The organism is Rhodococcus sp. ACS1 (assembly GCF_002300155.1).
GTDB classification, from domain to species: domain Bacteria; phylum Actinomycetota; class Actinomycetes; order Mycobacteriales; family Mycobacteriaceae; genus Rhodococcus_F; species Rhodococcus_F koreensis.
On the sequence record NZ_NSDZ01000010.1, the window covers coordinates 304,831 to 330,506 of the forward strand.

Genomic DNA, 25,676 nt, shown 5'->3' on the forward strand with positions numbered 1-25,676 from the left:
ATTGGACAGTTCAGGCGGCAGAGCTTTGCAGGTGAGACATGCAAAGTGATGCTGATCACATTATGTAACTTTTGGGTGAACCGCAAGCGACACACTGCGCCTATTTGAGACTCGCGAGCGCGAAGGGGAGAACCGACGCGGCACCCGCCGCGCGGACCGTCCGCGCGGCCATCGTGAGGGTCCACCCGGTGTCGGTGAGGGTGTCGACGAGCAGCACCGGTCCGGTGCCTTCGGGAACGCCGGGGGTCTCCCAGGCGTCGACGAGCCCCGCCACCCGGTAGGCGGAGTTGGCTGCGGACACCGGCGGATGCTCGGGGCGCAGCCGCAGAACTCCCAGGTCGGTGAGCCGGCCCACCGTGGCCAGCTGCCCCGCGATCGACGCCGACAGAAGCGGGTGGGTGGCCGATTCGACCGCCATCACCGCCGTGGGACGCTCGGCCCAGTCCCAGGACGCCAGCACCTGGATGCAGGCCTTCAGGACGGCGTCGGGCGCCGGTCCGTCCGGTTCGTCGAGCAGGGAGCGCAGGCGCTGACCCCAGCCCAGATCGGACAGCCGGCCCAGCACGCGACCCGGTTCGGGACCGTCGGAGATCTTCCCGGACAGCTTCACGCCGAGCTTCGCGAGGCCCGTGGGCCACTGTTTGCGGGGCGCCAGATCCACGCCTGGGCGCTCGAGGCGCGCTCTGGTCTGTTGCACCGCCTCGGCGTCGACGGTCGCGTCGTGGCGCTCTCCGGTGCAGTTGTCGCACCGCCCGCAGTCCGACGTGCCCGCCGCCAGACCCGGGTCGTCGAGCTGCTCGCGCAGGAACGCCATCCGGCACGTGGTGATCCGCTGGTACTCGATCATCGCCTGCTGCTCGGATTCGCGGGCCCGCTCGAGGCGCTCGTACCGGTCGGCGTCGTACGCCCACGGCTCCCCGGTGCCCACCCAGCCGCCCCGCACCCGGCGCACGGCGCCGTCCACGTCCAAAACCTTCAGCACCATCTCCAGCCGGGTGCGGCCGAGCTCCACGAGTGGTTCGAGCGCCTGCGTGGACTGCGGCCGATCGGTATCGAGGACCTCGATCACCCGGCGCACCACGTGCTCGCGGGGGAACGCGACGGACGCGAAATAGCTCCAGATCTGCTTGTCCTCGGATCCGGGCAGCAGGATCACCTCGGCGCGGTCGGTGGACCGGCCTGCGCGCCCGACCTGCTGGTAATAGGAGATGGGCGACGACGGCGCACCGAGGTGTACCACGAACCCCAGGTCGGGCTTGTCGAACCCCATCCCGAGCGCGGACGTGGCCACCAGCGCCTTGACGCGGTTGCCGAGCAGGTCCTGCTCGAGGGTCTCGCGCTCGGCGGCGTCGGTCTGCCCGGTGTATGCGGCGACCGTGTGCCCCTGCTCGGACAGCAGGCTTGCCAGATCCCGGGCCGCCGACACGGTGAGCGCGTAGATGATGCCCGAGCCGGGCAGACTGTCGAGCTTCTGGGCGAGCCACGCGGCCCGGGCGGTGGCCTCCGGAATCTGCACGACCGACAGGTGCAGCGACTCGCGTTCGAGGCCGCCGCGCAGGACGAGGGTCTCCGCGCCGCCCACCCCGAGCTGCGTGGAGACGTCGGAGACGACGCGGTCGTTCGCCGTGGCCGTGGTGGCCAGCACGGGGATACCCTCGCCCAGCTCGGCGATCAGCGTGCGGATCCGCCGGTAGTCGGGACGGAAGTCGTGACCCCAGTCCGACACGCAGTGCGCCTCGTCGACCACGACGAGGCCGGCGTCGGCGGCGAGGGAGGGCAGGACCTGGTCGCGGAAGTCGGGGTTGTTGAGCCGCTCGGGGCTGACCAGCAGCACGTCGAGTTCGTTGTCCGCGACCCGTGTGTGGATGTCGTCCCACTCGGTGACGTTCCCGGAGTTGATGGTGGCGGCGCGCACACCGGCGCGCTCGGCCGAGGCCACCTGGTTCCGCATCAGCGCCAGGAGCGGCGACACGATGACGGTGGGACCGTGCCCGTGTGCCCGCAGGAGCTTCGCCGCGATGAAGTAGACCGCCGACTTGCCCCAGCCCGTCCGCTGGACGACGAGCGCCCGTCTGCGGCCCACCACGAGCGCCTCGATCGCCGTCCACTGGTCGTCGCGGAGGGTGGCGTGCTCGCCTGCCAGCTCGCGGAGCAGCCGTTCGGCCTCGTCACGGAGTGCGGGTTCGGTGGCGGTCGTCATGCCCCCATGGTGCACGACCGGGGTGACACGGACGATCCAGGCGAGTGCAGGGGGCGCTCAGCCGGGAATGGCCGCCTCGATCTCGGTGCGGGTGGGCGACGACGTGGAGGCGCCGCGGCGGGTGGTCGCGAGTGCGCCCGCCGTGCACGCGAACGGGACGGCGGTCCCGGGGCCGCCGCGCCACGACACGCTGAGGGCGCCCGCGAAGGCGTCGCCCGCGCCGGTCGTGTCGACCACCACGACCGCCGGCGAGTCGGCGTGGAGCGTGGTGCCGTCACTGCCCGCGTAGTCCGCGCCCGACGACCCCAGCGTGGTGACGACGTGGGAGACGGCGCCGATGACCTCGGCGCCGAGTTGCGCGGCCTCGGTCTGGTTCACCAGCAGCACGTCGATCAGCTCCACGAGTTCGGTCGGAAGTGGCTGCGCCGGTGACGGATTCACCATCACGACGGTGCCGTGGGCCGCGGCGTGCGCCGCCGCGGCCACCACGGTGCCGAGAGGTATCTCGAGTTGGCAGAGCAGGACGTCGGCGTCCGCGACCGCGGCGAGTTCGGCGGGTGTCAGGTCCACCACGGTGCTGTTGGCGCCCGGGACCACGACGATGCTGTTCTCGCCTGCGGCGTCGACGGTGATCGCCGCGATCCCGCTCGGCCCGTCGACCTCCCGCAGGTACCGGGTGTCGACCTCGGCGTCGACGAGGGCCTGCCGCAGATCGAGGGCGAACACGTCGGAGCCGACCGCCCCGATGAATGTCACGGCCCCGCCCGCCCGCGCCGCGGCGATCGCCTGGTTGGCGCCCTTGCCGCCGGGGGTGGCGGCGAAGGCGCTGCCCAGGATCGTCTCCCCGGGCCCGGGTAACCGTTCGGTCGCCGTCAGCAGATCCATGTTGACGCTGCCGACCACGGCGACCCTGGGAGCGGACATATTCCGAGACTAGCCCGCGTCGGCGGCCGCCGTCTCCTGTGCGGGCGTCGTGGATGCCTCGCCCTTGGTGCGGCGGAGACGCTTCAGGATGCGGCGGGCCTCGGCGTCCGTGGCCACGGCGGGCGGCGAACCCTCGAGGGGCTTGCGGGCGGTCTCCGAGATGAGGAGCACCGCGATCCCGCCTACGACCGCCGCGGCCATCATGTACATCGGTGCGACGAGGTCGCTGCCCGTCGCGTCCTGCAGCGCCGTGAGCACCAGGGGAGTGGTGCCACCGAAGATCGACACCGCGAGGTTGTATCCGATCGCCAGGCCGCCGTATCGGATCCCGGTGGGGAACAGCGCGGGAAGGACCGACGGGAAGACTCCGACGAACAGCAGCAGCAGGCCGCCGAGGATTGCGAGGCCGAGGAAGACGGTGAAGTAGTGGCCGACCCCGATGAGGAGGTACGCCGGCAGCGACAACGCGAAGAATCCGACGAAACCGGCCAGCAGCAACGGTTTACGACCGACCCGGTCGGACAGCTTTCCGACGAAGCTGATCGCTACCATCATGATGAGCATGACGATGATCATGAGGACGAGACCGTGCGATTCGTCGTAGCCGAGCGTGTTCGACAGGTACGTCGGCATGTAGCTGAGCAGGCCGTAGTGGGCGATGTTGTAGGTGGCGACCAGGATCACGCACAGCACCAGTGGACGCCAGTTCTCCACCAGCGTCTCGCGCAGTTTGCGTCCCGTGGATTCGTCTGCGAGCGAACGCTCTTCGGCCTGCTCCATCTGCTGGAACGCGGGCGTCTCCTCGAGCCGCAACCGCAGGTAGAGACCGATCAGACCCAGCGGACCGGCGAGCAGGAACGGAATCCGCCAGGCCCAGTCGACCAGGGCGTCGGCGCTCACCACGGTGCTGATGATGGTGACCAGTCCCGCGGCCGCGACATACCCGGCGAGGGTGCCGAATTCGAGGAAGCTCGCGAAGAACCCGCGGCGCTTGTCCGGTGCGTATTCGGCGACGAACGTGCTGGCGCCGCCGTACTCGCCGCCCGTGGAGAAGCCCTGCACGAGCCGGAACAGCACCAGCAGGATCGGTGCCACGAGCCCGATGGATCCGTAACTCGGGATCAGGCCGATGGCGAACGTGCTGCCCGCCATCAGGATGATCGTGGTGGCGAGCACCTTCTTGCGGCCTATCCGGTCGCCGAGCGGACCGAAGAACAGTCCACCGAGCGGGCGGACGACGAAGGCGGCGGCGAAGATCGCGAACGTCGACAGCAGCTGTGCGGTGCCGCTGGCCTCGGGAAAGAAGACCTTGCCGATCGTGGTCGCCAGGTAGGCGTACACGCCGAAGTCGAACCACTCCATGGCGTTACCGAGCATGGTGGCCTTGACGGCGCGTTTGACGGAGGCTTCGTCGGTGACCGTGACATCAGGTGATTCGGCCACCTCGGCCGACGTGATCGAGTGATCTGGTGCATTCATGTCTTGCGCTCCCCAGCGCAGTTATCACCCGCACGGGGCACGTACCTGATGCACGCATCTTTTCGTCGCCCGCACGGCGATTGCTGGTCGGGTTCGGCAACCCACGGCCCTTCGGCGCGATGCGGCCCCCGCCGATCGGCTCTGGCTCGTCGGTCGGTCCCGCTCCACTGTCCGGGGTGCGGGACTACCAGCTGTAAGAGCGATTACCGTAGCAAAGGATGTGGGGGCTTGTCGGCCCGAGTGTCAGTACGCCCGTGCGTACTGCGCCGGAATCTGCGGCGTCACCTGGGCATTCAATACCAGTGCGGCTTTTCGTGGCCAGTACGGGTCGCGCAGCAGTTCACGCCCGAGGAACACCGCGACGGCCTCTCCCGACTCCACGATCCGCTCGGCCTGCTCCGGCTCGGTGATGAGCCCCACCGCGGCGGCCGGGACCGTGGTCTCGTTCTGGATGCGGCGGGCGAACGGAACCTGGTATCCGGGGCCGACCGGGATCCGCGCGGACGCGACGCCGCCGCTGGAGACGTCGACGAGGTCGACGCCCAGGTCGGCGAGCGCCTGCACGAGGGCGACGGTCTGATCCGGGGTCCAGCTGTCCGCGTCCAGCCCCGGCTCCTCGGACAACCAGTCGGTGGCCGACACCCGGACGAAGACCGGCAGTTCGGCCGGCCACACGCTGCGCACCGCGTCGACGACCTCCAGCAGGAGACGGATGCGGCCCGCGAAGCTGCCGCCGTACTCGTCGGTGCGGTGATTGCTGACCGGCGAGAGGAACTGGTGCAGCAGATAGCCGTGTGCCGCATGGACTTCCACCACCTTGAAGCCTGCGCGCGACGCCCGCTCGGCGGCGGCGGCGAAGTCCGCGACCACCTTCCGGATGTCCTCGTCCGTCGCCGCCGCGGGCGGGGTGTGGCCGCCGAAACCGATCGCGCTCGGCGCCACCGTCCGCCACGACAACGGATCGTCGTCGTCGAGGCTCCCCCCGCCGCGCCACGGGACGTGCGCGGACCCCTTGCGCCCGGCGTGACCGAGCTGGATGCCGGGAACCGCGCCGAAGTACTCGAGCTGCGCGTTGATCTGCGCGAAGGCTTCGGTCTGGGTGTCGTTCCAGATGCCGAGGTCGGCCGGGCTGATGCGGCCCTCCGGGCTGACGGCCGTCGCCTCGGTGAGGATCAGGCCCGCACCGCCGATGGCCCGCGTCACGAGGTGCGTCCGGTGCCAGTCGCCCGGCACCCCCACGTCGCTGCCGCTCACGTCGGCCGAGTACTGGCACATCGGCGCCATCCACACTCGATTGGGGACGGTGACTCCACGGAAGGTGATGGGTTCGAACAACACGCTCACTGCAGCACTCCTACCTCTGATGGTCTCGACCAGTCGCAACCCGTCCTGGGGATGAAATCATTCCCGCCCTTCCCGCTCCGCGGGGTGTCCAGCCCTGTATATAGGCTGTGTTCATGACTGCAGTGACTTCCACCTCGTCGGCCGGTGCCACGGTGGATACCCGTGAAGCCGTCCACGCAGCGGCCCGTCGCGCCCGCACCGCGTCGCGGGTCCTCGCGCTGCTCACCACCGCGCAGAAGGATGCGGCGCTCCACGCGGCGGCCGACGCCGTGCTCGCCGCGTCCACCGACATCCTCGCCGCCAACGCCGCCGACATCGAGGCGGCCAGGGCGTCGGGCACCGAGGACTCCCTGCTCGACCGGCTGCGGCTGACCGCGGAACGGATCGAGGGGATCGCGTCCGGTCTGCGTCAGGTTGCCGGGCTGCCCGACCCGGTCGGTGAGGTGGTGCGCGGCTCCACACTCCCGAACGGTCTCGAACTGCGTCAGCTGCGGGTTCCGCTCGGCGTGGTGGGCATGGTGTACGAGGCCAGGCCCAACGTCACCGTCGACGCGTTCGGGCTGGCCCTGAAGTCGGGTAATGCGGCCCTGCTGCGCGGCTCCTCGTCCGCGGCGAAGTCGAATGCAGCGCTGGTCGTGGCGCTGCGGGCGGCGCTGGCGGCGCAGCAGCTGCCGGAGGACGCCGTGCAGTTGCTGCCGAGCGAGGACCGCTCCAGCGTGACGCACCTGATCCAGGCCCGCGGGCTGGTGGACGTCGTGATTCCCCGCGGCGGGGCCGGTCTGATCAGCGCCGTGGTGCGCGACGCGACCGTCCCGACGATCGAGACGGGCGTCGGCAACTGCCACGTCTACGTTCACGCGGCGGCCGATCTGGAGATGGCGGAACGGGTCCTGCTCAATTCCAAGACGCGGCGGCCGAGTGTCTGCAACACCGCGGAGACCGTGCTGGTCGACGCCGCGATCGCCGAGACGGCGGTGCCGAAGCTCCTGCAGGCCCTGCAGATGCACAGTGTGACCGTGCACGGGGACCTGCCCGGGCTGGTGCCCGCGACGGAGTCGGACTGGTCCGAGGAGTACCTCACCCTCGACGTGGCACTCAAGGTGGTCGACGACCTGAACGCCGCGGTCGAGCACATCGACCGGTACGGCACCGGCCACACCGAGGCCATCGTGACGTCCGACCTCGCGGCCGCCCGCGAGTTCACCGCCCGGGTCGACGCGGCCGCCGTCATGGTCAACGCCTCCACCGCCTTCACCGACGGCGAGCAGTTCGGATTCGGTGCCGAGATCGGGATCTCCACGCAGAAACTGCACGCCCGCGGACCGATGGGCCTGCCCGAACTGACGTCCACCAAGTGGATCGTGTGGGGAGACGGGCACACCCGCCCGGTCTAGACCCCGCCGGCCGTCCCTTCCGTCAAGCCCCCTCTGCCCGTCACCCCTTCTGAAAGGAGCGAGCGTGGACCGCGCACTGCCCACCACGAAGCCGTTCTTCGCCAGCGTCGACGACGTCATCGCTCGGCTCGCCGAAACCGGTTACCTGTCCGACAAGGGCACCGCGACCGCGGTGTTCCTCGCCGACCGGCTCGGAAAGCCCCTGCTCATCGAGGGTCCCGCCGGAGTCGGCAAGACCGAGCTGGCCCGCGCCGTGGCCGAGACCACCGGCGCCGAACTGGTGCGGTTGCAGTGCTACGAGGGCGTCGACGAGGCCCGCGCCCTGTACGAGTGGAATCACGCGAAGCAGATCCTGCGCATCCAGGCGGGCAGCGACCACAGCTGGGACGCCACCAAGGCGGACGTCTTCTCCGAGGAGTTCCTGCTGTCGCGGCCGTTGCTGACCGCCATCCGGCGCGAGGACCCGACGGTGCTGCTGATCGACGAGACCGACAAGGCCGACGTCGAGATCGAGGGCCTGCTTCTCGAGGTGCTCAGCGATTTCGCGGTCACCGTCCCCGAACTGGGCACCATCACCGCCACGCGCAAGCCGTTCGTCGTCCTCACCTCGAACGCCACCCGCGAACTGTCGGAGGCGCTCAAACGTCGGTGCCTGTTCCTGCACCTCGACTTCCCCGACGCCGAACTCGAGCGGAGGATCCTCGCGAGCCGGGTGCCGGAACTGCCCGAGGCGGTGGCCGAGCAGCTGGTCAAGACGATCCGTGTGCTGCGCGGCATGCAGCTGAAGAAGCTGCCGTCGGTGGCCGAGACCATCGACTGGGGTCGCACCCTCCTGGCGCTCGGGCTCGACACCCTCGACGACGACGCCGTGCGCGCGACGCTGGGTGTCGTTCTCAAGCACCAATCCGACCAGCTGCGGGCCTCTGCCGAGCTGCGACTGAACTGAAGGACTCCCCATGGCTGCTGGTGGTCCCCTCGCGTCCCCGTCGAAGCCGGGCGGTCCCGCGGCGCCACACGGGCTGCCGGGGCATCTCGTCGACTTCGTCGAGGCGCTGCGGCGGCGCGGGATCACGGTCGGACCGTCCGAGACGGTCGACGCCGGACAGGTGATGTCGGTCCTCGACCTGCTGGACCGCGAATCCCTGCGGGAGGGTCTGGCGTGTGCGTTGCTGCGGCGGCCCACCCATCGGCCCACTTTCGACGCGTTGTTCGAACTCTGGTTCCCGGCGGCGGTCGGGAACCGGGCGGCCGGGGCGATCGACACGAGCCTGCCGCGCAACGCGAAGGGTGACATCGACTACGAGGCGCTGCGCGAGCTGATCGTCGACCTCCTCACCGACGGGTCGCCGGAGGCGCTCGAGCTCACCGAGTTGCTGACCGCGCAGATGGTCGAGGAACTGGGGCAGTACCAGTCGGCGAACGGCCCGTCGTTCTCCGCCTACCAGGCGCTGCGGGACGTCGCACCGGAAACCCTGCTGAAGAAGATCCTCGACGGACTGCTGGGCAATCAGCAGGACACCGGGGCCCGGACGACGGAAAGCTACGAATCCGAGGTGGCCAAGCGCACCGCCGCCCAGCGGATCGCCGACTTCCGCAAGATGATCGAGAAGGAGACGCGGCGCCGGTCGGCCGAGAACCTCGGCAAGGAACGGGTGGCGTCGTACGGCGTCCCCCGGCTGGCCGAGGAAGTCGACTTCCTGCGCGCCTCGGACGCCGAGCTGACCGCGCTGAAACGCAACGTCACCCCGCTGGCACGGCTGCTCGCCAGCCGACTGGCCGTGCGGCGCAGCCGGGCGAGTGCCGGTTCGATCGACCTGCGCCGGACCCTGCGCAAGTCGATGTCCACCGGCGGCGTGCCCATCGACCTCGTCCAGCGCAAACCCCGGCGGGCGCGTCCCGAACTCGTCGTGATGTGCGACGTGTCGGGTTCGGTGGCCGGCTTCAGCCACTTCACCCTGCTGCTCGTCCACGCGCTGCGCGAACAGTTCTCCCGGGTGCGGGTGTTCGCGTTCATCGACACCACCGACGAGGTCACCCGATTCTTCGACGCGGGGGCCGACCTCGGCAGCGCCATGTCGCGGATGATCCGGGAAGCCGACCTGGTCGGCTACGACGGGCACTCCGACTACGGCAACGCGTTCGGGGTGTTCGCCGAGCGGTTCACCCAGAGCATCACGTCCCGCACGTCCCTGCTGGTACTCGGCGACGGCCGCAACAACTACCGCGACCCGAACCTGGAGGCACTGGCCGGACTCGTGTCGGTGGCGAAACACGCGCACTGGCTCAACCCGGAGCCCCGCGGTCAGTGGGGATCGGGCGACTCGGCGGCCAAGGTGTACAACGAGGTCATCAGCATGCACGAATGCCGATCCGCTCAGCAGCTGGCGTCGGTGGTCGCCGGATTGCTGCCGGTGTGAACACGTAAGCTCGACACTCGTGGAACAGGGAGCAACGGGCGCGCGTCGGCGCCGCCTGGGAGTCATGGGCGGCACCTTCGACCCCATTCATCACGGTCACCTGGTGGCCGCCAGCGAGGTGGCCGACCGATTCAGCCTCGACGAGGTCGTCTTCGTACCCACCGGCAGGCCGTGGCAGAAGCAGGGCAAGGGCGTCAGCCCGGCCGAGGACCGGTACTTGATGACGGTCATCGCCACCGCGTCGAACCCGCGGTTCTCGGTCAGCCGGGTGGACGTCGACCGCGAGAAGGTGACGTACACCGTCGACACCCTGCGGGATCTGCGCAGCTACCACCCGGACGCCGAGCTGTACTTCATTACCGGTGCGGACGCCCTGGCGAGTATCCTGTCCTGGCAGGACTGGGAGGAACTGTTCTCGCTGGCGAAGTTCGTCGGGGTGTCGCGTCCGGGATTCGATCTCAACACCGAACATCTGGCCGGGCACCTGGATGCGTTGCCGGAGGACGCGGTCACGCTGATCGAGATCCCGGCTCTGGCGATCTCCTCGACGGAATGTCGGCGGCGCGCCAGTCGCCATCGTCCTGTGTGGTACCTCGTGCCGGACGGTGTGGTCCAGTACATCTCCAAGCGGAACCTGTACCGGCCACCGGACTCCGAGCGCCTCGACGGCGCGACGACGATGTCCGAACCGGCCCCGGACAAGACCAAGAGTTAGACAGCACTTTCCGAACGAACTGGGAGAACATCGCGTGAGCGCAACGACCGAAGCCATCGAGATGGCACGCATCGCGGCAGTGGCTGCCGACGAGAAGCTGGCCTCCGATGTGGTGGTGCTCGATGTCTCCGAGCAGCTGGTCATCACCGACTGCTTCGTCATCGCCTCCGCCCCCAACGAGCGTCAGGTGAACGCGATCGTCGAGAACATCGAGGATCGGCTGCGTGAGGCAGGTCACAAGCCGGTGCGGCGCGAGGGCACCCGCGAAGGCCGTTGGGCACTGCTCGATTTCGTGGACGTCGTCATCCACGTCCAGCACAACGAGGAACGCAACTTCTACGCCCTAGACCGGCTGTGGAAGGACTGCCCGGCCGTGCCGGTCGAGGGCATCGGCCAGCACGGCCCGGCCGATGCGAACGGTGCGGGCGCCCCCGAGACCGAGGAGTCCGAGCTGTGACGGATGCTCCCCGTGCCCCGCGGCGACTGATATTGCTCCGCCACGGACAGACCGAGTACAACGCCGACAACCGCATGCAGGGCCAGCTCGACACCGAACTGTCGGAGCTGGGGCGGTCGCAGGCCCGCGCCGCCGCCACCGCGCTCGTCGGTCGCAGACCGATCTCCATCGTGTCCTCCGATCTGCGGCGGGCCTACGACACCGCCGTGGAGGTCGGCGACAACGCCGGTCTGCCGGTGCAGATCGACGAACGCCTCCGTGAGACGCATCTCGGCGACTGGCAGGGGCTCACGCACCTCGACGTCGACGCGCGCGCACCCGGCGCCCGCGCCGCATGGCGCGGCGACGCGACGTGGGCACCGCCCGGCGGTGAGAGCCGCATCGACGTCGCCCGCCGGAGCAAGCCGGTGGTCGCGGAACTCGTCGAGAAGCACGAGGACTGGGCCGACAAGCCGGTGGTCCTGGTCGCTCACGGCGGATTGATCGCCGCGCTGACCGCCGCCCTGCTGGATCTGCCCGTCGACCGCTGGCCGGTGCTGGGCGGCCTGGGGAACACCAGCTGGGTGCAGCTGAGCGCGTACGGGAACCCCGATTCGCTCAGCTGGCGCCTCGACGTGTGGAACGCTTCCGCGAGTGTGGCCAGTGACGTCCTCTGAGGTGGGTGCCGGTTCCGGGGAACGCCCCGTCCTGCTCGTGCTCGCCGATTCGCTGTCGTATTACGGACCCAAGGGCGGGCTCCCGTCCGACCACCCCGGCATCTGGCCCAATATCGTTGCCCGTCAACTCGGCTGGGATGTCGAGTTGGTGGCGCGGATCGGCTGGACCAGCCGCGACGTGTGGTGGGCGCTGACCCAGGACCCGCGGGTCTGGTCCGCGGTTCCCCGCGCCGGCGCCGTGGTGTTCGCCGTCGGCGGCATGGATTCGCTGCCGTCCCCGCTCCCGACGGCGTTGCGGGAACAATTGCGCTACGTCCGCCCGCCCGCGCTGCGGCGCGTCGTGCGGAGCGGCTACCAGTGGCTCCAGCCCCGCCTCGCCCCGCTGGGGTGGCCGGTGGCGTTGCCGCCGCGGCTGAGTGTCGAATACCTGGAGAGCTCACGGGCGGCGCTCGAGTACATGCGCCCCGAATTGCCCGTCATCGGAACACTGCCATCCGTGCACCGCAGTGAGGCCTACGGCAAGGTCCACGCGGGACGTCCCGGTGCCGTCGCCGCCATCACCACGTGGTCGGAGGAGAAGAACGTGCCGCTCGTCGACCTCGCGGAGGCGGTGCGCGCCAACGTCTTCAGCAATCAGGGCAACCCGGACGGCATCCACTGGGGCTGGGACGGACACACCGAGGTGGCTGCGGCGATGCTGACCGCGATCCGCGCGGCGGCTGTCGTGCCGGACTCCGCCGAGGGCGCGGTTCCGGCCGACCCGGTGTCGAGCGGAGCCGAGTAGTCCGATGCCCGTCGTCGTCGTCACCGATTCTTCGGCATCGATCCTGCCCGAACACGTCGAGCAGTACGGGATCCGGGTGGTCCCTCTCCACGTCCTCAGTGGCGGCCGGGACTTCCGGGAGGGAATCGACGAGGTCCCCGAGGACCTCGCCGGCGTCACCACGTCGGGCGCCTCGCCCAGCGAGCTGTCCGAGGCCTACGCCGAAGCGCTGGAACTGAGTGAGGGCTCAGGCGTTCTCGCGGTCCACATCTCGCGGCAGCTGTCCGGCACATGGGAGGCGGGCCGCCAGGCGGCGCAGGAGTTCGACGGCCGTGTGCGGATCGTCGACTCCCAGTCCGCCGGAATGGGATTGGGGTACCCGGTGCTCGAGGCGGCGCGGGCCGCGCAGGCCGGCGCGAACCTCGAGACGGCATACCGGCGGGCGGTCGACGTCGCGAGCCGTGGGCATTGCCTGATCGTCGTCGACCGGCTCGACCAGTTGCGTCGCGGCGGGCGGATCGGCACCGCCGCCGCACTGCTCGGCACCGCACTGGCGATGAAGCCGGTGCTGCATCTCGTGGACGGCCGGCTGGTGCTGAAAGAGAAGACGCGGACCTCGACCAAGGCCATGGCCAGGATGGTCGACGCCGCGGTGGAGCAGGCAGGCCTGGACAGGACGGCCGTCGCTGTGCATCACATGCACGCCCAGCGGCGCGCCGAAGCGGTGGCGCAGCAACTGAAAGACCGGATTCCGCAGGTCAGCGATCTGGTCGTCACCGATTTCAGTTCGGTTCTCGGTGCGCACGTCGGGGCGGGCGCCATCGGCATCGTGCTGTGCCCGGAACCCGCATTGCAGGACGAAAACCACGATTCATCCACAACTTCGCACTGATCCACAGGCCGATTCGAATGCCGGGTCGGCGCCGCGATTCTGAGGGCGCCGCACTCTAGCGTCGCGTCCATGGGCATCAGGGAAGAACGTTCGAGAGGGCGAACCCGGCTCGCGTTCCTGACCTCGGGGGAACGCGAAGTGCTGCCGCCCGACACTCCGGCGGCGCCGGAGTGGCTGGCCGAGCCGGGTGAGGCCGGCCTCGACGGCGACGAGACGTGGTCCGCTGCGCGCCGCCGAGTCGGCTTCTCGCTGCCCGACCGGTGGCGGGACGCACGATTCGACCCCGGGCGGTCCGGGGCGATCGCGCTGATCGTGGTGGGAATCGTCGTCGCCACGGTAACTGTGCTGGCGGTGCGCAGCGATCGGCCGGCGACGCAGGCGGTTCCGTCGCTGCCCGCCGCGGGAGTGCATTCCCTGAGTCCGGCGCCGGAACCGACGGCTCCCGCCGCCGCAACGGCGCCTGCAGCCGCACCGGAGGAGGAGATCGTCGTCAGCGTGGTGGGCCTTGTGGTGTCGGCAGGCCTCGTCCGGCTGCCACCGGGCGCCCGGGTCGCGGACGCGCTCGCCGCGGCCGGGGGAGTGCGCGCCGGCGGTGACACCCTCGGATTGAATCTGGCGCAACGGCTTTCGGACGGCGATCAGGTGCTCGTGGGTGCCGCGACCACCCAGGCGCCGCCGAGTGCGGTGGGCGGCACCTCCTCGGGATCGCCGGGAACCGCGGGTACGGCGACCCCCGCGGCCGGTGGGCTGGTGAACCTCAACACCGCGACGGAGACGGAACTCGACGCGCTTCCCGGTGTCGGACCCGTCACGGCGGCGGCGATCGTTGCCTGGCGCACGACGAACGGCAGGTTCACCGACATCTCACAACTGGGGGAGGTGGACGGGATCGGGCCGGTGCGGCTGGAGAAGCTGCGCGCCCAGGTCACCCTCTGATGCCCGAGAGCGAGCCGCGGCTCCTCGACCTGCGGCTGCTCCCGTTCGCCGGGATCTGCTGGGCGGCAACGCTGATCGGCATCCTCGGCGGCTCCCGTGCGGCGTGGATGCTTCTGGCGACCCTGTCGGGGACGGCCGCCCTCCTCGCCGGTTGTGCCCTACGGTCACCGCGGCGATGGACGGCGGGAACGCTCGCGCTACTGCTCTTCGGGTCGTGCTGTGCGGCAGGGGTGGCCTGGCGGGTTCAGGCAGTGGAACGGCACCCGCTGACCGAACTCGCCCGGAACGAGACGTGGGTCACGCTCGTCGTCACCCCGGTCGACGACCCCCGGGAGATCGCCGGCTTCGGACGGCACGTCCTGGTGAACGCGAACGTCGTCGAGATCCGCCGGGCAGGCGAGACGATCCACGCGGGCGGCGCGGTGGTCCTCCTCGCCCCGGCGGACGGTTGGCTCGGGCTGCTGCCGGGACAGGACGTGGTGCTGCGCGGGCAGCTGAGCCCGCCGCGGCGCCGGGACCTGAGCCTGGCGACGGTCCGGGTGTCCGGACCACCGGCGGAGGTCGGTCCCGCGCCTGCGCACCAGCGGTGGGCCGGCGCCCTGCGAACCCGGTTCGCCGCGGCCGCCGCCGTCCTGCCCGCCGGCGAGGCGGGACTGCTGCCGGGACTGGTGGTGGGCGACACCTCGGCACTGCCCCGGGAGGTGAAGGACGACTTCACCGCGACCGGACTGACGCACCTCACGGCGGTGTCGGGGGCGAATGTCAGCATCCTGCTCGGGGCGGTGCTGCTCGTGGTCCGCGGGGTGGGGCTCGGTCCGCGGGCCGGCGTGGCGCTGGCCGCCGCCGCACTGATCGCGTTCGTGGTGGTCGCGCGACCGTCACCCAGCGTGCTGCGCGCCGCCGCGATGGGCTCGGTCGCCCTGCTGGCGCTCGTCACGGGGCGGAGGAAACAGGCGATGCCCGCGCTGGCGGCGGGCGTGACTGCCCTGCTGGTGTGGGCGCCGGAACTGGCGGTGAACTTCGGGTTCGTTCTGTCGGCGACGGCCACCGCCGGGCTGATCGTGATCGCGCCCGTGTGGGTCGACGCGCTGGTGGGCCGCGGGTGGCCGCGGGCGGCGGCGGAGACGCTGGCGGTGTCCGCCGCCGCCTTCGCCGTGACCGCGCCGATCGTGGCCGCGATGGCAGGCACCGTGAGTCTGGTGTCGATCTGCGCGAACATCCTGGTGGCCCCCGTGATCGGCGTGATCACCGTGACGGGCGCGATCACCGCGCTGATCGCGGGCGTCAGTGTGCCCGTCGCGGAAGTGGTGGTGCGCCTGACTCAGTGGCCGCTGTGGTGGCTGGTGACCGTGGCCGAGCGGGGCGCGCGGATCCCCGGGGCCTCCGTTCCGGTGCCCTCGGGGCCCGCCGGTGCGGTCCTCGTCCTCGGTGCCGTACTGGCGATCGGCGCGGCGCTGCGCAGCCGGGGAACCCGGCTGGTGCTCACGGGAATCGTGGTCGGGGTGCTGGTGCTGTGGGCGCCGATCTGGCCGCCGTGGATGGGTCGCCTCGTGTGAATGCGCCCGAATGGAAACGTGAATCCAGTTGTGCTGCAATGGTTTGTACCGCATTGCTCCTGTGGGGAGTGGGCGCGGAGGGTGGCCGGCGGCACGCTGAAATTCCGGGGGTGGGGCGATTTCTGTATCGTTTCGAATTCGATTCCCGATGTGGGTATGAGACCCCCGAACACCGACTACCATCCGGTGGCAGATGTCGAGGGCGAACGGTCTTGGAACACACCCGCGTTGGAGGGCGAGATGTCGGAATCGGAGCGGACGGATCTCGACGCGGACGACGAACTCGACGCCGGACAGGTGTGGAGAGCGCAGCGGGTCGTCGCTGCTCAGTCACTCGACGCCGAAGACTGCCGCATGCTGCTGTCCATGCTCGGCATCGCGGGTAACCCAGATTCGCCGGAGTCGGACTGACCCCGGTCAGGTGATCTTCCGGTGATGGTGCGCCACGATCTCCTGCGCCACAGTCGCCAGTTTGATGTTCATGTCCTGCGAGGTCGTACGGAGAATTTCCATCGCCTGGGTCTCGGAAATGTTGTGGAACGCCATCAGCAGACCCACCGCCTTCCCGATCTCACGGTTGCTCGCGAGGCCGGCTCGCAGCGTCTCGGCCTCGAGGTGCTCGTGCACCGCCGCCAGTGCCACCGCAGCGAACGAGGCGAGCATGATGCCCTGCTCGACCGAGGTGGTGTTCAGGGCCCCCGGTGTGTCGGAGAACAGATCGAGGGCGCCGACCTTGCGTCCCAGGATGACGAGACGGAATCCGGCCGCCCCGCGCACCGGCGTTTCGGCCAGCACCCGCCGCGAGAGCCGCGGCCATTGCGACGACGTGGACAGGTCCGTTTCGAATTGGGGGGTGTCGCTGACGATGGCGTCGACGCACGGCCCCTCGTTCTCGACGCGCTCGAGCTCGTCGACGCGGGCGGCGATGTCGTCGCTGGCCGCGACCGTCACGTAGCGGGACCCCTGCCGGAGCATCAGGCTCGCGTGCTGACAGCCCTCGACGAGTAGCGGTGCGGCGTCGCAGATGGCGTGGTGGACCTGCCCGAAATCCTGGCCCGCGTAGAGGAGATCGGCGAGGGTCGCGAACGTCACCGCAGACTTGCCGACAGCCTGCGAGCGTGTCGTATCGGGCACGGTGTCTCGCATCGGTTCCTCCAGCGTGCGGGCATGTGCCCGGCTCACTGATTCAGTCTGCCAGAGTGGGCGGTCGGCGCCGCTCCGAGCCGGAGGAATTCGCGAACGGACTCCGGGAGCGGGCGGCCCGGGCCAAGATGACGTCATGGTTTCGCACACCGAGAACCCGCTCGTGGCCGTCGACCAGGGCCTGCTGCGAGGCGTCCACGAGGGCGGCGTTCTGTCGTGGAAGGGCATTCCCTACGCTGCGCCGCCGATCGGTGAGTGGCGGCTCCGCGCGCCGCGCGCGCCCGAATCTTTCGACGGGGTGCGCGACTGTTCCCGGTTCGGTCCGATCGCGCCGCAGAACGAGCACGGGCCGCTGCCCATCGATCCCGGACTGACCATCGACGAGGACTGCCTCACCCTGAACGTCTTCGCGCCGGCGGCGGATGCCGGGCGACCACGGCCGGTGATGGTGTGGATCCACGGCGGGGCGTACTACCTCGGTTCGTCCGGTCAGCGCATGTTCGATCCGGCTCGGCTGGTCGAACGCGGCGACGTCGTGGTGGTGACGTTCAACTACCGGCTCGGTGCGCTGGGGTTCCTGGACTTCTCCGCGTTCTCGACCGAGGAGCACCCGTTCGACACGAACCTCGGCCTGCGCGATCAGATCGCGGCCCTGATGTGGGTCCGCGACAACATCGCGGCGTTCGGCGGCGACCCGGGCGACGTCACCCTGTTCGGGGAGTCCGCCGGTGGCGGCTCGGTCACCACGCTGATGACGTCGCCGCAGGCGGAGGGGCTGTTCCATCGCGCGATCGCCGAGAGTTCGCCGGCGACGTCCGTGTACGGCAGTGCGCGGGCCGAGAGCATCGCCGAGTCGTTCCTCGAACTGCTCGACATCGCGCCCGCCGACGCGGGCCGTCTGCGCGACCTGCCCGTCGACGTACTGACGAAGGCGTGCGTCGAACTCGTCCAGCAGGTGCCCGCGCGCGTTCCCGGCACGCTGGCCGTGGCCCCGACCGTCGACGGGGACGTGGTCCCGCACTATCCGGTCGCGGCGTTCCGCAAAGGCCTCGCGCATCGGATTCCGCTGCTGATCGGGACGAACAAGGACGAGGCCTCGATGTTCCGGCTGATGAAATCGCCCCTGATGCCGATCACCCCGGACGCCGTCCACCAGATGTTCGTGGCGATCGCCGCCGACCACCCCGACCTCCCCGCCGACGAGGAGCAGGAGGTGGCCGCCGCGTATCCCGACTACCCGAAGAAACGCTCGGCCATGGAGATCTCGCGGGACGCCGCGTTCCGGATGCCGACGCTGTGGATCGCGGAGGCGCACAGCCGTGTCGCGCCCACCTGGCTGTACCGGTTCGACTACGCCACGCCGTTCCTGCGCGCCGCACGGATCGGCGCCACCCACGGCACCGAGGTGCCCTACGTCTTCGGCAACTTCGGCGTGGTCCCGCACGACCCCACGTTCAAGCTCGGTGGGCACCGGACCGCCGGTCACGTGTCGGAGCGGATCCAGCGCCGGTGGCTGTCCTTCGCCACCGAGGGCACCCCGGACGGAACCCGAGCGGACATCGGCTGGCCGCGGTACGACGAGGCGGACCGCACGACCCTGCTGATCGGCCGATCCGACGCGGTCGTCGACGATCCGGACCGGGAACTGCGCCGGGCGTGGGGTGAGGAAGTCATCGGGTTCACCTGACCGGCGGCGCCCGGTTTCGTCTCCGCGGAAGTCGGGGATACCTGCTGAATGAGTCCTGCAGCAACGGAATCGGATCGCGACCTCAGTGTGGGCGTGGAGGAGGAGTTCTTCCTCGCCGACAAGTCCGGTCACCTCTCCTCCTCCGGACCCGACGTGGTCGCGGAGGCCGGCCACGACATTCACGGGCTCCAGCGCGAGCTGGCCCGGTGCCAGATCGAGACGGCGACGGGCGTGTGCCATACCGGGGAGGAACTGCACGAGGAGTTGCGGAGCCTCCGACGCCGGCTGGCGAAGGCGGCCGCGGGCCGCGACCTGTTGCTGGTGCCCAGTGGTACCTCCCTGATCGCCGAGGGGCTGCCCCCGGCGATCACCCCGAGCCCGCGGTACGAGGAGATGGCCCGCCACTTCGGGTCGATCGTGGACACGGTGACCACGTGCGGCTGTCACGTGCACGTGGGGATCCCGAGCCGCGACGTGGGTGTGCTGGTGAGCAACCAGGTGCGCAGCTGGCTTCCGGTCCTGCTCGCTCTCGCCGCGAACTCGCCGTTCCACAGCGGGCACGACACCGGCTATCACAGCTGGCGGCACATCATGTGGTCGCGGTGGCCGTCGGCGGGACCGCCGCCGCACTTCGATTCCGCGGACGAGTACGAGTCTTCGGTCGGCGCCATGATCGGGACCGGTGCCGCCATGGACCGGGGAATGATCTACTGGCACGTCCGGCTCTCCGACAGACAGCCGACCATCGAGGTCCGGATCGCGGACGTCGCCATGACCGCGGCGCACGCGGCGCTCTACGCGGTGGTGGTGAAGGGCCTCGTCGGGTGGGCGCTGCGCTCGATCAGGGACGGCGTCGCCGTGCCGTGGTTGCGCGTCGAGTTGCTGCGGGCGCAGTTGTGGCGTGCGGCCCGGGACGGACTCGACGGGGAATGCACCAGCCCGGCGACCGATCTTTCCCTGCCGATCCGCCGGCACCTGGAATTGCTGAACGAGTGTGTGGCCCCGGGGCTGGGCGCGAGCGACCGGGCCTTCCTCGAATCGGGACTCGACACCGTGCTGCGGGACGGCACCGGCGCCGAGCGACAGCGTGCCGAGTTCGGGCGCGTCGGCACCCTCGCGGCGGTGGTCGACCTGCTGACCCGCGAAGTGGTCAGCTGAGCGGTGGTGGCGGAGTCAGCTCGGTGAGACCGGCTGCGGTGGTGGAGCCGAGGTAGCCGGGGTGCAGCAGCCCGGTGGATCCGGGCCCCGCGAGCAGGGTGCCCGCGCTGGAATCCGGTCCGGTGCGCAGCGGACCGGGATCGTCGATCAGCGCCTCCACCGTCGCGGTGTCGGCGAGACTGAGGTCGATGCGCTGCCCCTCGGGGTGATACACGGCGAGGACGACCGGTTCGGGATAGTGGGCGGCGGTGCGGCGCATCACCTGGAATGCCGGATCGGTGCCCAGTGCGAGCACGGTGACATTCGCGAACGACGCGAGCCGGTCGGCGACCGCACGGCCGGAGACGTTGCGCCACGTGCGTCCGTACAGGGCGAGCGCGTCGGACAGGTGACGCCTCTCGTCCTCGCCTCGCGGGCTGCCGCCCGCCGGGTCGAGCAGCGACCGCCACTGGTGCTCGTACACGCCGCACGCGGCGTCGAAGTCGTCGTCGGCGCCGTTCGCGGTGCCCACTCCGAGTACCGGCTCGAGGGCGGATCGACCACCGGCGAACACGGCCTCGGCGTGCCCGGAGACCGAGCAGCGGGCCACCAGTTGCACCGACCACCGCAGAAGCAGCCCGTCGCGGCAGGTGTACCGGAAACTCAGTTCGTACCGTTGCCCTGCCGCGCGGTCGTCGTCGAGGTCGATCGTGTGCGCGAAGCCCTCGCGCGTGACGCCGTCCACCTCGGATTCCGCGGTCATATCACGAGTGTCCACCGCCGACGCCGTCGTTGCGTGGTGATCGCCGGTGTTCGCCGTGCTCGGCCCGGTTCCGGGGTGTCGGCGAACGTGTCCGCCCCACGTGGCACGATCTTCGCGTGAGCACTCCAACTCAGCTCGAACAGCTCCATCTGGTCCTCGGCGACGAGGAGTTCCTCGTCGACCGCGCGGTGGCGCAGGTCGTCAGCCAGGTCCGCGCGAGCGCCAACGTGGCCGCCGGCGCCGAGCTCCCCGTCAACCGGCTGCGGGCGGGCGACGCCGGGGCGGCCGAACTCGCCGAACTGCTCAGCCCGTCCCTGTTCGCCGAAGACCGCGTGGTGGTTCTCGAGGCCGCCGCAGAGGCGGGCAAGGACGCGGTGGCGCTGGTCCTCGACGCTGCGGGCGACCCGCCTCCGGGCGTCGTCCTGGTGATCCTGCACTCGGGCGGTGGGCGTGCGAAAGCGATGACCGGGGCACTGGAGAAGCTCGGGGCCGTGGTGCACCCGTGCGCGAAACTGAAGTCCGGCGAACTCATCGGGTTCATCCGCGGCGAGTTCCGCACCCTCGGGGTCCGGGTGTCGCCGGACGTGGTGCAGAGCGTGTTCGAGGGAGTCGGCTCGAATCTGCGCGAACTGGCCGCCGCGTGCTCGCAGCTCACGGCGGACACCGGCGGAAAGATCGATGTCGCCGCCGTGCAGCGGTACTACTCGGGCAAGGCCGAGGTGAGCGGATTCGACGTCGCCGACAAGGCCGTCGCCGGCGACACCGCGGGCGCGATCGAGGCGCTGCGCTGGGCGATGCTGCGGGGCGTGCCCCATGTGCTGCTCGCGGACGCACTGGCAGACGCGGTGCACTCGATCGCCCGGGTCGCTCCGGCCGGGCGGGGCGACCCGTTCCGGATGGCGTCGGAACTGGGTATGCCGCCCTGGAAGATCAAGAAGGCGCAGGCCCTCGCGAAGGGATGGACACCGACGTCGGTCGGGGAGGCGCTGCGCATCGTCGCCGCCCTGAACGCCGACGTCAAGGGCGCGGCGGCCGACGCGGACTACGCCGTCGAGAGTGCCGTGGGACGCGTCTCCCGGCTACGCCAGATCTGACGACGACAACGCAGACACGACAACAGCCGCTCGGTCCGAGGACCGAGCGGCTGTTGGAGAGCCTACGACGGAAGAACCGTCAGATCTTGTTGACAGCCTGCGCAAGAGCAGACTTCTTGTTGGCAGCCTGGTTGGCGTGAATGACGCCCTTGCTGGCTGCCTTGTCGAGCTTGCGGCTGGTGGCGACGAGGAGCTCGTTGGCCTTGTCCTTGTCACCGGCCGCCGCAGCCTCGCGGAACGAGCGGATCGCCGTGCGCAGCGAGGACTTCACCGACTGGTTACGGAGTCGGGCCGCCTCGTTGGTACGGATCCGCTTCACCTGGGACTTGATGTTGGCCACGCGTAAAATCCTGTCGTCTTAAGCTGGTTACGGTCGAGAAAGCTCTGGGCGCACACATATGCACCGACAGGCGAGATTACCAGTGATCGGTGTCCGATCTCAAACCGGCGCCGGACGCGCCGACAAATCCTGCGGCTGTGCTGCTGAACGGGGGTACATGTAGCAGCATGTCTGGGATGACGCCCCCAGCATCGAAGTCGTCAACAATAACGAAGTCGTCGGCAACCTCGAAAGCCCCCGGCCGAAAATCGGGGGGCAGCACACAGGCGGGTGCGAAGGCTGCGGGAACCCCGCCGCGGACGCGGGTGACCGCCCGGCCGCGCAAGCCCGCGGAACCCGCCCACGTCTTCGACGGGTACACCGACATCGGCCGCTACGGGCTGGCGTTCGACGAGATGTTCGACCGCGACGGCACCGTACGTCCGCCCTACAAGGGCGTGTTCAAGGCGCTCGAGCCCGCGGACCGGGCCGACCTCGCCGCCCGATCCGACGCGCTGGGCAGGGCGTTCATCGACCAGGGCGTGACGTTCTCGCTGTCCGGTCAGGAACGGCCCTTCCCCCTCGACCTGGTGCCCCGCGTCATCGCGGCAGCGGAGTGGACGCGGCTCGAGAAGGGCATCAAGCAGCGGGTGCAGGCGCTCGAGATGTTCCTCGACGACGTGTACGGGGAACAGCGCATCCTGCGTGACCACGTGCTGCCGAAACGGTTGGTCACCTCCTGCGAGCACTTCCACCGGGAGGCCTCGGGGATCGTCCCGCCGAACGGGGTGCGGATCCACGTCGCCGGAATCGACCTCGTCCGCGACGAGAACGGGGTGTTCCGCGTCCTCGAGGACAACCTGCGTTCGCCGTCGGGAGTGTCCTACGTCATGGAGAACCGCCGCACGATGGCGCGCGTGTTCCCCGACCTGTTCATGTCGCACCGCGTGCGGTCCGTCGGGGACTACGCCTCGCACCTGCTGCGGGCGCTGCGGGCGTCCGCCGCCCTCAACGAGGCCGACCCGACCGTCGTCGTCCTGACACCGGGTGTCGCGAACTCGGCGTACTTCGAGCATTCGCTGCTCGCGCGCCAGATGGGTGTCGAACTCGTCGAGGGCCGCGACCTCTTCTGCCGCGACAACATGGTCTACATGCGCACGACCGAGGGTGAACGCCAGGTCGACGTCATCTATCGCCGCATCGACGACGACTACCTCGACCCGATGCACTTCCGGCCGGACTCGGTGCTCGGGGTGGCCGGTGTGCTGAACGCGGCCCGCGCGGGCAACGTCGTGATCTCGAGTGCCGTCGGGAACGGCGTCGGCGACGACAAACTCGTCTACACCTACGTGCCGCAGATCATCGACTACTACCTCGGGGAGAAGCCGCTGCTCGCGAACGTCGACACGTTCCGCTGCTGGCTCGACGAGGAATGCGAGGAGGTGCTGGACCGGGTCGACGAACTGGTGATCAAACCGGTGGAGGGGTCCGGCGGCTACGGCATCGTCTTCGGCCCCGACGCGTCACCGAAGGAGCTGAACACGATTACACGGAAGATCAAGGCGGACCCGCGCGGGTGGATCGCCCAGCCCGTCGTCCAGCTGTCCACGGTGCCGACCAAGATCGGGGACGAACTGGTTCCCCGGCACGTGGACCTGCGGCCCTTCGCGGTCAACGACGGCGACGACGTGTGGGTGCTGCCGGGCGGGCTCACCCGCGTGGCCCTGCCCGAGGGATCCCTCGTCGTGAACTCCAGCCAGGGCGGCGGCAGCAAGGACACGTGGGTGCTCGCGAGCAGGAGCTCCGACGAGGAGCGCGAACTCGCAGGTGAGGAGATCGTGGCCGAACCGGCGCAATCGGCCGAGGCCGAGCAGGGACCCGAACTCAGCACCACGCAGCTGCAGCAACAGCAACAGCAACAGCAACAGCAACAGGGCCCGGGAGGTGATCGCTGATGCTGGCGAGAAACGCGGAATCGCTGTACTGGATCGGCCGGTACGTCGAGCGGGCCGACGACATGGCCCGCATTCTCGACGTCGCCGTGCACCAACTGCTCGACGACGCGTCGGTGGACCCGGACCGCACGTCCCGGTTGCTGCTGCGGGTGCTCGGCATCGAGGCACCCGACACCGAACTCGACGTCCGGTCGGTGACCGAACTGGTGGCGTTCAGCCGCAACCAGGTGGGCTCGATCATCGACTCCCTCGCGAGCGCCCGCGAGAACGCGCGCGGCGCCCGCGAGGTCACGTCCAGCGAGATGTGGGAGTGCCTCAACACCACGTACAACGGCCTCGCCGAACGGGAGCGGGCGTCCAAGCGTCTCGGCCCGCACGAGTTCTTCCGGTACGTGGAGGAACGCGCGGCGATGTTCGCGGGTCTGGCCGACTCGACGATGAGCCGCGACGACGGGTACCGCTTCCTGCTGCTCGGCCGCTCGATCGAACGCGTCGACATGCTCGCGCGGATGCTGCTGTCCCGTGCCGGTGACCGCCCGTCCTCGCCCGCGTGGGTGACGGTGCTGCGCTCCGCGGGGGCTCACGACACCTACCTGCGCACGTACCGCGGCGCGCTGGACGCCAACCGGGTGGTCGAGTTCATCCTGCTGGACCGGCTGTTCCCGCGGTCGGTGTTCCACGCCATCCGGCAGGCGGAGCTGTGCCTCGCCGAACTCGACCACCAGCCGGACAGTCGCGTCGGGCCCCGGGCCGAGGCGCAGCGCCTCCTCGGCAGGGCGCGGAGCGAACTCGAGTTCCTGCCGCCCGGCGTGCTCCTCGAGGATCTCCAGGATCGGCTCGCGGGATTGCAGGAAACCTGCCGCGAGCTGGGAGAAGCCATCGCGCTGCAATATTTTCACGCCGCGCCGTGGGTGGCGTGGACCGATGCACGGGCCGTCGGCGGCGAATCCGTCGTGGAGGGAGAGCTGTGAGCTGGCGAATGAGAGTCGTGCACACCACCGGGTATGCCTACGACGCACCGGTTACGTCCTCGTACAACGAGGCGCGGCTCACCCCGCGCGGTGACAGCAGGCAGACGGTGATCCTGAACCGGGTGGAGACGACGCCGGCGACGCGGTCGTACCGCTACACCGACTACTGGGGCACCGCCGTCACCGCGTTCGATCTGCATGCGCCGCACAAGGAACTCGAGGTCACCGGACTGTCCGTCGTCGAGACCGAACCGTTCTGGGAGCCGGAGGAGAAGGCGGACTGGGACGAACTGGCGAGCCCGCCGCTCACCGACCGGTTCAACGAGCAGCTGAGCAACACCACATTCGTGCCGCGCAGCCGCAAGCTCGACACCATCGCGCGGGACCTGCGCAAGGGGCGGACCCCCGACGAAGCCGTCGTCGCGGCGGCGGACTGGGTGCACCGGGAGATGGATTACGTCCCGGGGACGACGGGCGTCCACACCTCCGCGGTCGACGCCTGGGCCGAACGGCAGGGCGTGTGCCAGGACTACGCGCACCTGACTCTGGTTCTGTTGCGCAGCATGGGAATTCCGAGTCGCTACGTGTCCGGCTATCTGCACCCGAAACCCGATGCGGCGGTCGACGAGACGGTGGCGGGGGAGAGTCACGCATGGGTGGAGGCATGGACCGGGGCGTGGTGGGGATACGACCCGACCAACGCCGTAGCGGTGAATGAACAGCACGTGTCGGTGGGCGTCGGACGGGACTACGCGGACGTTCCGCCGCTCAAGGGCATCTTCTCCGGTGGCCGGGCAACAGATCTCGAAGTCGTCGTGGAGATCACACGCCTGGCGTAAAGTGCCACCCAGATCTATCTGTGGAAAGCAGGACT

Annotated in this window: 24 protein-coding genes; 17 read left to right on the forward strand and 7 right to left on the reverse strand. The window is 69.8% G+C overall.

Annotated features, from left to right (window positions below; translation table 11 throughout):
• Nucleotides 1–100: 100 nt before the first annotated feature.
• The 4 genes from CJ179_RS39710 to CJ179_RS39725 all read right to left on the reverse strand — a co-directional run bounded on the left by CJ179_RS39710 (nucleotide 101) and on the right by CJ179_RS39725 (nucleotide 5,947).
• Nucleotides 101–2,200, reverse strand: a complete 2,100-nt coding sequence (locus CJ179_RS39710) for an ATP-dependent DNA helicase RecQ (RefSeq protein WP_095865164.1) — start codon at nucleotides 2,198–2,200, stop codon at nucleotides 101–103.
• 57 nt (nucleotides 2,201–2,257) lie between these two features.
• Complete coding sequence (locus CJ179_RS39715; protein ID WP_095865165.1) at nucleotides 2,258–3,124, reverse strand: ribokinase; 867 nt, start codon at nucleotides 3,122–3,124, stop codon at nucleotides 2,258–2,260.
• A gap of 9 nt (nucleotides 3,125–3,133) precedes the next feature.
• Complete coding sequence (locus CJ179_RS39720; RefSeq protein ID WP_095865166.1) at nucleotides 3,134–4,603, reverse strand: MFS transporter; 1,470 nt, start codon at nucleotides 4,601–4,603, stop codon at nucleotides 3,134–3,136.
• Between the two features lie 243 nt (nucleotides 4,604–4,846).
• Nucleotides 4,847–5,947, reverse strand: coding sequence for an NADH:flavin oxidoreductase/NADH oxidase (locus CJ179_RS39725; RefSeq protein ID WP_072946577.1), 1,101 nt, complete (start codon nucleotides 5,945–5,947; stop codon nucleotides 4,847–4,849).
• Nucleotides 5,948–6,060: 113 nt separating this feature from the next.
• Here CJ179_RS39725 and CJ179_RS39730 point away from each other — a divergent pair, with 113 nt between their 5' ends.
• From CJ179_RS39730 to CJ179_RS39780, 11 genes are all read left to right on the forward strand, one after another.
• On the forward strand, nucleotides 6,061–7,341 hold the full coding sequence (locus CJ179_RS39730) for a glutamate-5-semialdehyde dehydrogenase (protein WP_072946626.1): 1,281 nt from the start codon (nucleotides 6,061–6,063) through the stop codon (nucleotides 7,339–7,341).
• Between the two features lie 64 nt (nucleotides 7,342–7,405).
• Complete coding sequence (locus CJ179_RS39735; RefSeq protein WP_095865167.1) at nucleotides 7,406–8,287, forward strand: MoxR family ATPase; 882 nt, start codon at nucleotides 7,406–7,408, stop codon at nucleotides 8,285–8,287.
• 10 nt (nucleotides 8,288–8,297) lie between these two features.
• Nucleotides 8,298–9,758 carry a VWA domain-containing protein gene (locus tag CJ179_RS39740; RefSeq protein ID WP_095865168.1) on the forward strand — a complete coding sequence of 487 codons (1,461 nt, stop codon included), beginning with the start codon at nucleotides 8,298–8,300 and terminating at the stop codon, nucleotides 9,756–9,758.
• Between the two features lie 19 nt (nucleotides 9,759–9,777).
• Entirely contained in the window at nucleotides 9,778–10,473 is a 696-nt protein-coding gene (gene nadD / locus CJ179_RS39745; RefSeq protein ID WP_072946580.1) for a nicotinate-nucleotide adenylyltransferase, read from the forward strand.
• Between the two features lie 34 nt (nucleotides 10,474–10,507).
• The gene (gene rsfS / locus CJ179_RS39750) at nucleotides 10,508–10,930 is read left to right on the forward strand and encodes a ribosome silencing factor (RefSeq protein WP_072946581.1); all 423 of its coding nucleotides are present in this window, start codon (nucleotides 10,508–10,510) and stop codon (nucleotides 10,928–10,930) included.
• Nucleotides 10,927–11,586, forward strand: a complete 660-nt coding sequence (locus CJ179_RS39755) for a histidine phosphatase family protein (RefSeq protein ID WP_072946582.1) — start codon at nucleotides 10,927–10,929, stop codon at nucleotides 11,584–11,586. The genes rsfS and CJ179_RS39755 overlap by 4 nt, the downstream gene beginning before the upstream one ends.
• Nucleotides 11,573–12,370: a diglucosylglycerate octanoyltransferase gene (octT, locus tag CJ179_RS39760; protein ID WP_072946583.1), complete on the forward strand. Its 798-nt coding sequence runs from the start codon at nucleotides 11,573–11,575 to the stop codon at nucleotides 12,368–12,370. Before CJ179_RS39755 ends, octT begins: the two co-directional genes overlap by 14 nt.
• Nucleotides 12,371–12,374: 4 nt before the next feature.
• Entirely contained in the window at nucleotides 12,375–13,241 is an 867-nt protein-coding gene (locus tag CJ179_RS39765; protein WP_095865169.1) for a DegV family protein, read from the forward strand.
• A 69-nt stretch (nucleotides 13,242–13,310) separates the two neighbouring features.
• Nucleotides 13,311–14,177 carry a ComEA family DNA-binding protein gene (locus CJ179_RS39770; protein WP_072946585.1) on the forward strand — a complete coding sequence of 289 codons (867 nt, stop codon included), beginning with the start codon at nucleotides 13,311–13,313 and terminating at the stop codon, nucleotides 14,175–14,177.
• On the forward strand, nucleotides 14,177–15,733 hold the full coding sequence (locus tag CJ179_RS39775; protein ID WP_095865170.1) for a ComEC/Rec2 family competence protein: 1,557 nt from the start codon (nucleotides 14,177–14,179) through the stop codon (nucleotides 15,731–15,733). The genes CJ179_RS39770 and CJ179_RS39775 overlap by 1 nt, the downstream gene beginning before the upstream one ends.
• Before the next feature lie 156 nt (nucleotides 15,734–15,889).
• Nucleotides 15,890–16,144, forward strand: a complete 255-nt coding sequence (locus CJ179_RS39780) for a hypothetical protein (RefSeq protein ID WP_095865171.1) — start codon at nucleotides 15,890–15,892, stop codon at nucleotides 16,142–16,144.
• Between the two features lie 6 nt (nucleotides 16,145–16,150).
• Here the strand turns inward: CJ179_RS39780 and CJ179_RS39785 are convergent, their stop codons facing one another.
• Entirely contained in the window at nucleotides 16,151–16,879 is a 729-nt protein-coding gene (locus tag CJ179_RS39785; protein WP_072946588.1) for an ANTAR domain-containing protein, read from the reverse strand.
• A 133-nt stretch (nucleotides 16,880–17,012) separates the two neighbouring features.
• On the opposite strand from CJ179_RS39785, the gene CJ179_RS39790 reads away from it, so the two are divergent.
• Both CJ179_RS39790 and CJ179_RS39795 read left to right on the forward strand, forming a co-directional pair.
• Nucleotides 17,013–18,563: a carboxylesterase/lipase family protein gene (locus CJ179_RS39790; protein WP_095865172.1), complete on the forward strand. Its 1,551-nt coding sequence runs from the start codon at nucleotides 17,013–17,015 to the stop codon at nucleotides 18,561–18,563.
• Between the two features lie 48 nt (nucleotides 18,564–18,611).
• Nucleotides 18,612–19,721: a glutamate--cysteine ligase gene (locus tag CJ179_RS39795; RefSeq protein ID WP_072946590.1), complete on the forward strand. Its 1,110-nt coding sequence runs from the start codon at nucleotides 18,612–18,614 to the stop codon at nucleotides 19,719–19,721.
• Here CJ179_RS39795 and CJ179_RS39800 read toward each other — a convergent pair.
• Nucleotides 19,714–20,463 carry a hypothetical protein gene (locus tag CJ179_RS39800; RefSeq protein WP_072946591.1) on the reverse strand — a complete coding sequence of 250 codons (750 nt, stop codon included), beginning with the start codon at nucleotides 20,461–20,463 and terminating at the stop codon, nucleotides 19,714–19,716. The two genes, CJ179_RS39795 and CJ179_RS39800, sit on opposite strands and share 8 nt — an antisense overlap.
• A 116-nt stretch (nucleotides 20,464–20,579) precedes the next feature.
• Between CJ179_RS39800 and holA the strand changes: the two genes are divergently transcribed.
• Nucleotides 20,580–21,557 carry a DNA polymerase III subunit delta gene (holA, locus tag CJ179_RS39805; RefSeq protein WP_095865173.1) on the forward strand — a complete coding sequence of 326 codons (978 nt, stop codon included), beginning with the start codon at nucleotides 20,580–20,582 and terminating at the stop codon, nucleotides 21,555–21,557.
• 79 nt (nucleotides 21,558–21,636) lie between these two features.
• On the opposite strand, the gene rpsT is transcribed toward holA, so the two are convergent.
• Complete coding sequence (rpsT, locus tag CJ179_RS39810) at nucleotides 21,637–21,897, reverse strand: 30S ribosomal protein S20 (protein WP_012688238.1); 261 nt, start codon at nucleotides 21,895–21,897, stop codon at nucleotides 21,637–21,639.
• Between the two features lie 305 nt (nucleotides 21,898–22,202).
• On the opposite strand from rpsT, the gene CJ179_RS39820 reads away from it, so the two are divergent.
• From CJ179_RS39820 to CJ179_RS39830, 3 genes are read left to right on the forward strand one after another with little or no spacing between them, the layout of a single operon-like run.
• Nucleotides 22,203–23,831, forward strand: a complete 1,629-nt coding sequence (locus CJ179_RS39820; protein ID WP_095865174.1) for a circularly permuted type 2 ATP-grasp protein — start codon at nucleotides 22,203–22,205, stop codon at nucleotides 23,829–23,831.
• Nucleotides 23,831–24,802 (forward strand): alpha-E domain-containing protein, encoded by a 972-nt coding sequence (locus CJ179_RS39825; RefSeq protein WP_072946595.1) that lies wholly within the window; start codon nucleotides 23,831–23,833, stop codon nucleotides 24,800–24,802. Before CJ179_RS39820 ends, CJ179_RS39825 begins: the two co-directional genes overlap by 1 nt.
• An 8-nt stretch (nucleotides 24,803–24,810) precedes the next feature.
• Entirely contained in the window at nucleotides 24,811–25,641 is an 831-nt protein-coding gene (locus CJ179_RS39830; RefSeq protein ID WP_095865175.1) for a transglutaminase family protein, read from the forward strand.
• Nucleotides 25,642–25,676 lie beyond the last annotated feature (35 nt).

Excerpts from the sequence above, each read along its gene's own strand:
- CJ179_RS39765 (WP_095865169.1), top strand. The coding sequence starts at position 12,375 with ATGCCCGTCGTCGTCGTCACCGATTCTTCGGCATCGATCCTGCCCGAA.
- CJ179_RS39785 (WP_072946588.1), bottom strand. The coding sequence starts at position 16,879 with ATGCGAGACACCGTGCCCGATACGACACGCTCGCAGGCTGTCGGCAAG.
- CJ179_RS39715 (WP_095865165.1), bottom strand. The coding sequence starts at position 3,124 with ATGTCCGCTCCCAGGGTCGCCGTGGTCGGCAGCGTCAACATGGATCTG.
- CJ179_RS39710 (WP_095865164.1), bottom strand. The coding sequence starts at position 2,200 with ATGACGACCGCCACCGAACCCGCACTCCGTGACGAGGCCGAACGGCTG.
- CJ179_RS39800 (WP_072946591.1), bottom strand. The coding sequence starts at position 20,463 with ATGACCGCGGAATCCGAGGTGGACGGCGTCACGCGCGAGGGCTTCGCG.
- CJ179_RS39730 (WP_072946626.1), top strand. The coding sequence starts at position 6,061 with ATGACTGCAGTGACTTCCACCTCGTCGGCCGGTGCCACGGTGGATACC.
- CJ179_RS39770 (WP_072946585.1), top strand. The coding sequence starts at position 13,311 with ATGGGCATCAGGGAAGAACGTTCGAGAGGGCGAACCCGGCTCGCGTTC.
- CJ179_RS39780 (WP_095865171.1), top strand. The coding sequence starts at position 15,890 with ATGAGACCCCCGAACACCGACTACCATCCGGTGGCAGATGTCGAGGGC.
- CJ179_RS39830 (WP_095865175.1), top strand. The coding sequence starts at position 24,811 with ATGAGAGTCGTGCACACCACCGGGTATGCCTACGACGCACCGGTTACG.
- CJ179_RS39790 (WP_095865172.1), top strand. The coding sequence starts at position 17,013 with ATGGTTTCGCACACCGAGAACCCGCTCGTGGCCGTCGACCAGGGCCTG.
- CJ179_RS39775 (WP_095865170.1), top strand. The coding sequence starts at position 14,177 with ATGCCCGAGAGCGAGCCGCGGCTCCTCGACCTGCGGCTGCTCCCGTTC.
- CJ179_RS39795 (WP_072946590.1), top strand. The coding sequence starts at position 18,612 with ATGAGTCCTGCAGCAACGGAATCGGATCGCGACCTCAGTGTGGGCGTG.
- CJ179_RS39740 (WP_095865168.1), top strand. The coding sequence starts at position 8,298 with ATGGCTGCTGGTGGTCCCCTCGCGTCCCCGTCGAAGCCGGGCGGTCCC.
- CJ179_RS39825 (WP_072946595.1), top strand. The coding sequence starts at position 23,831 with ATGCTGGCGAGAAACGCGGAATCGCTGTACTGGATCGGCCGGTACGTC.
- CJ179_RS39720 (WP_095865166.1), bottom strand. The coding sequence starts at position 4,603 with ATGAATGCACCAGATCACTCGATCACGTCGGCCGAGGTGGCCGAATCA.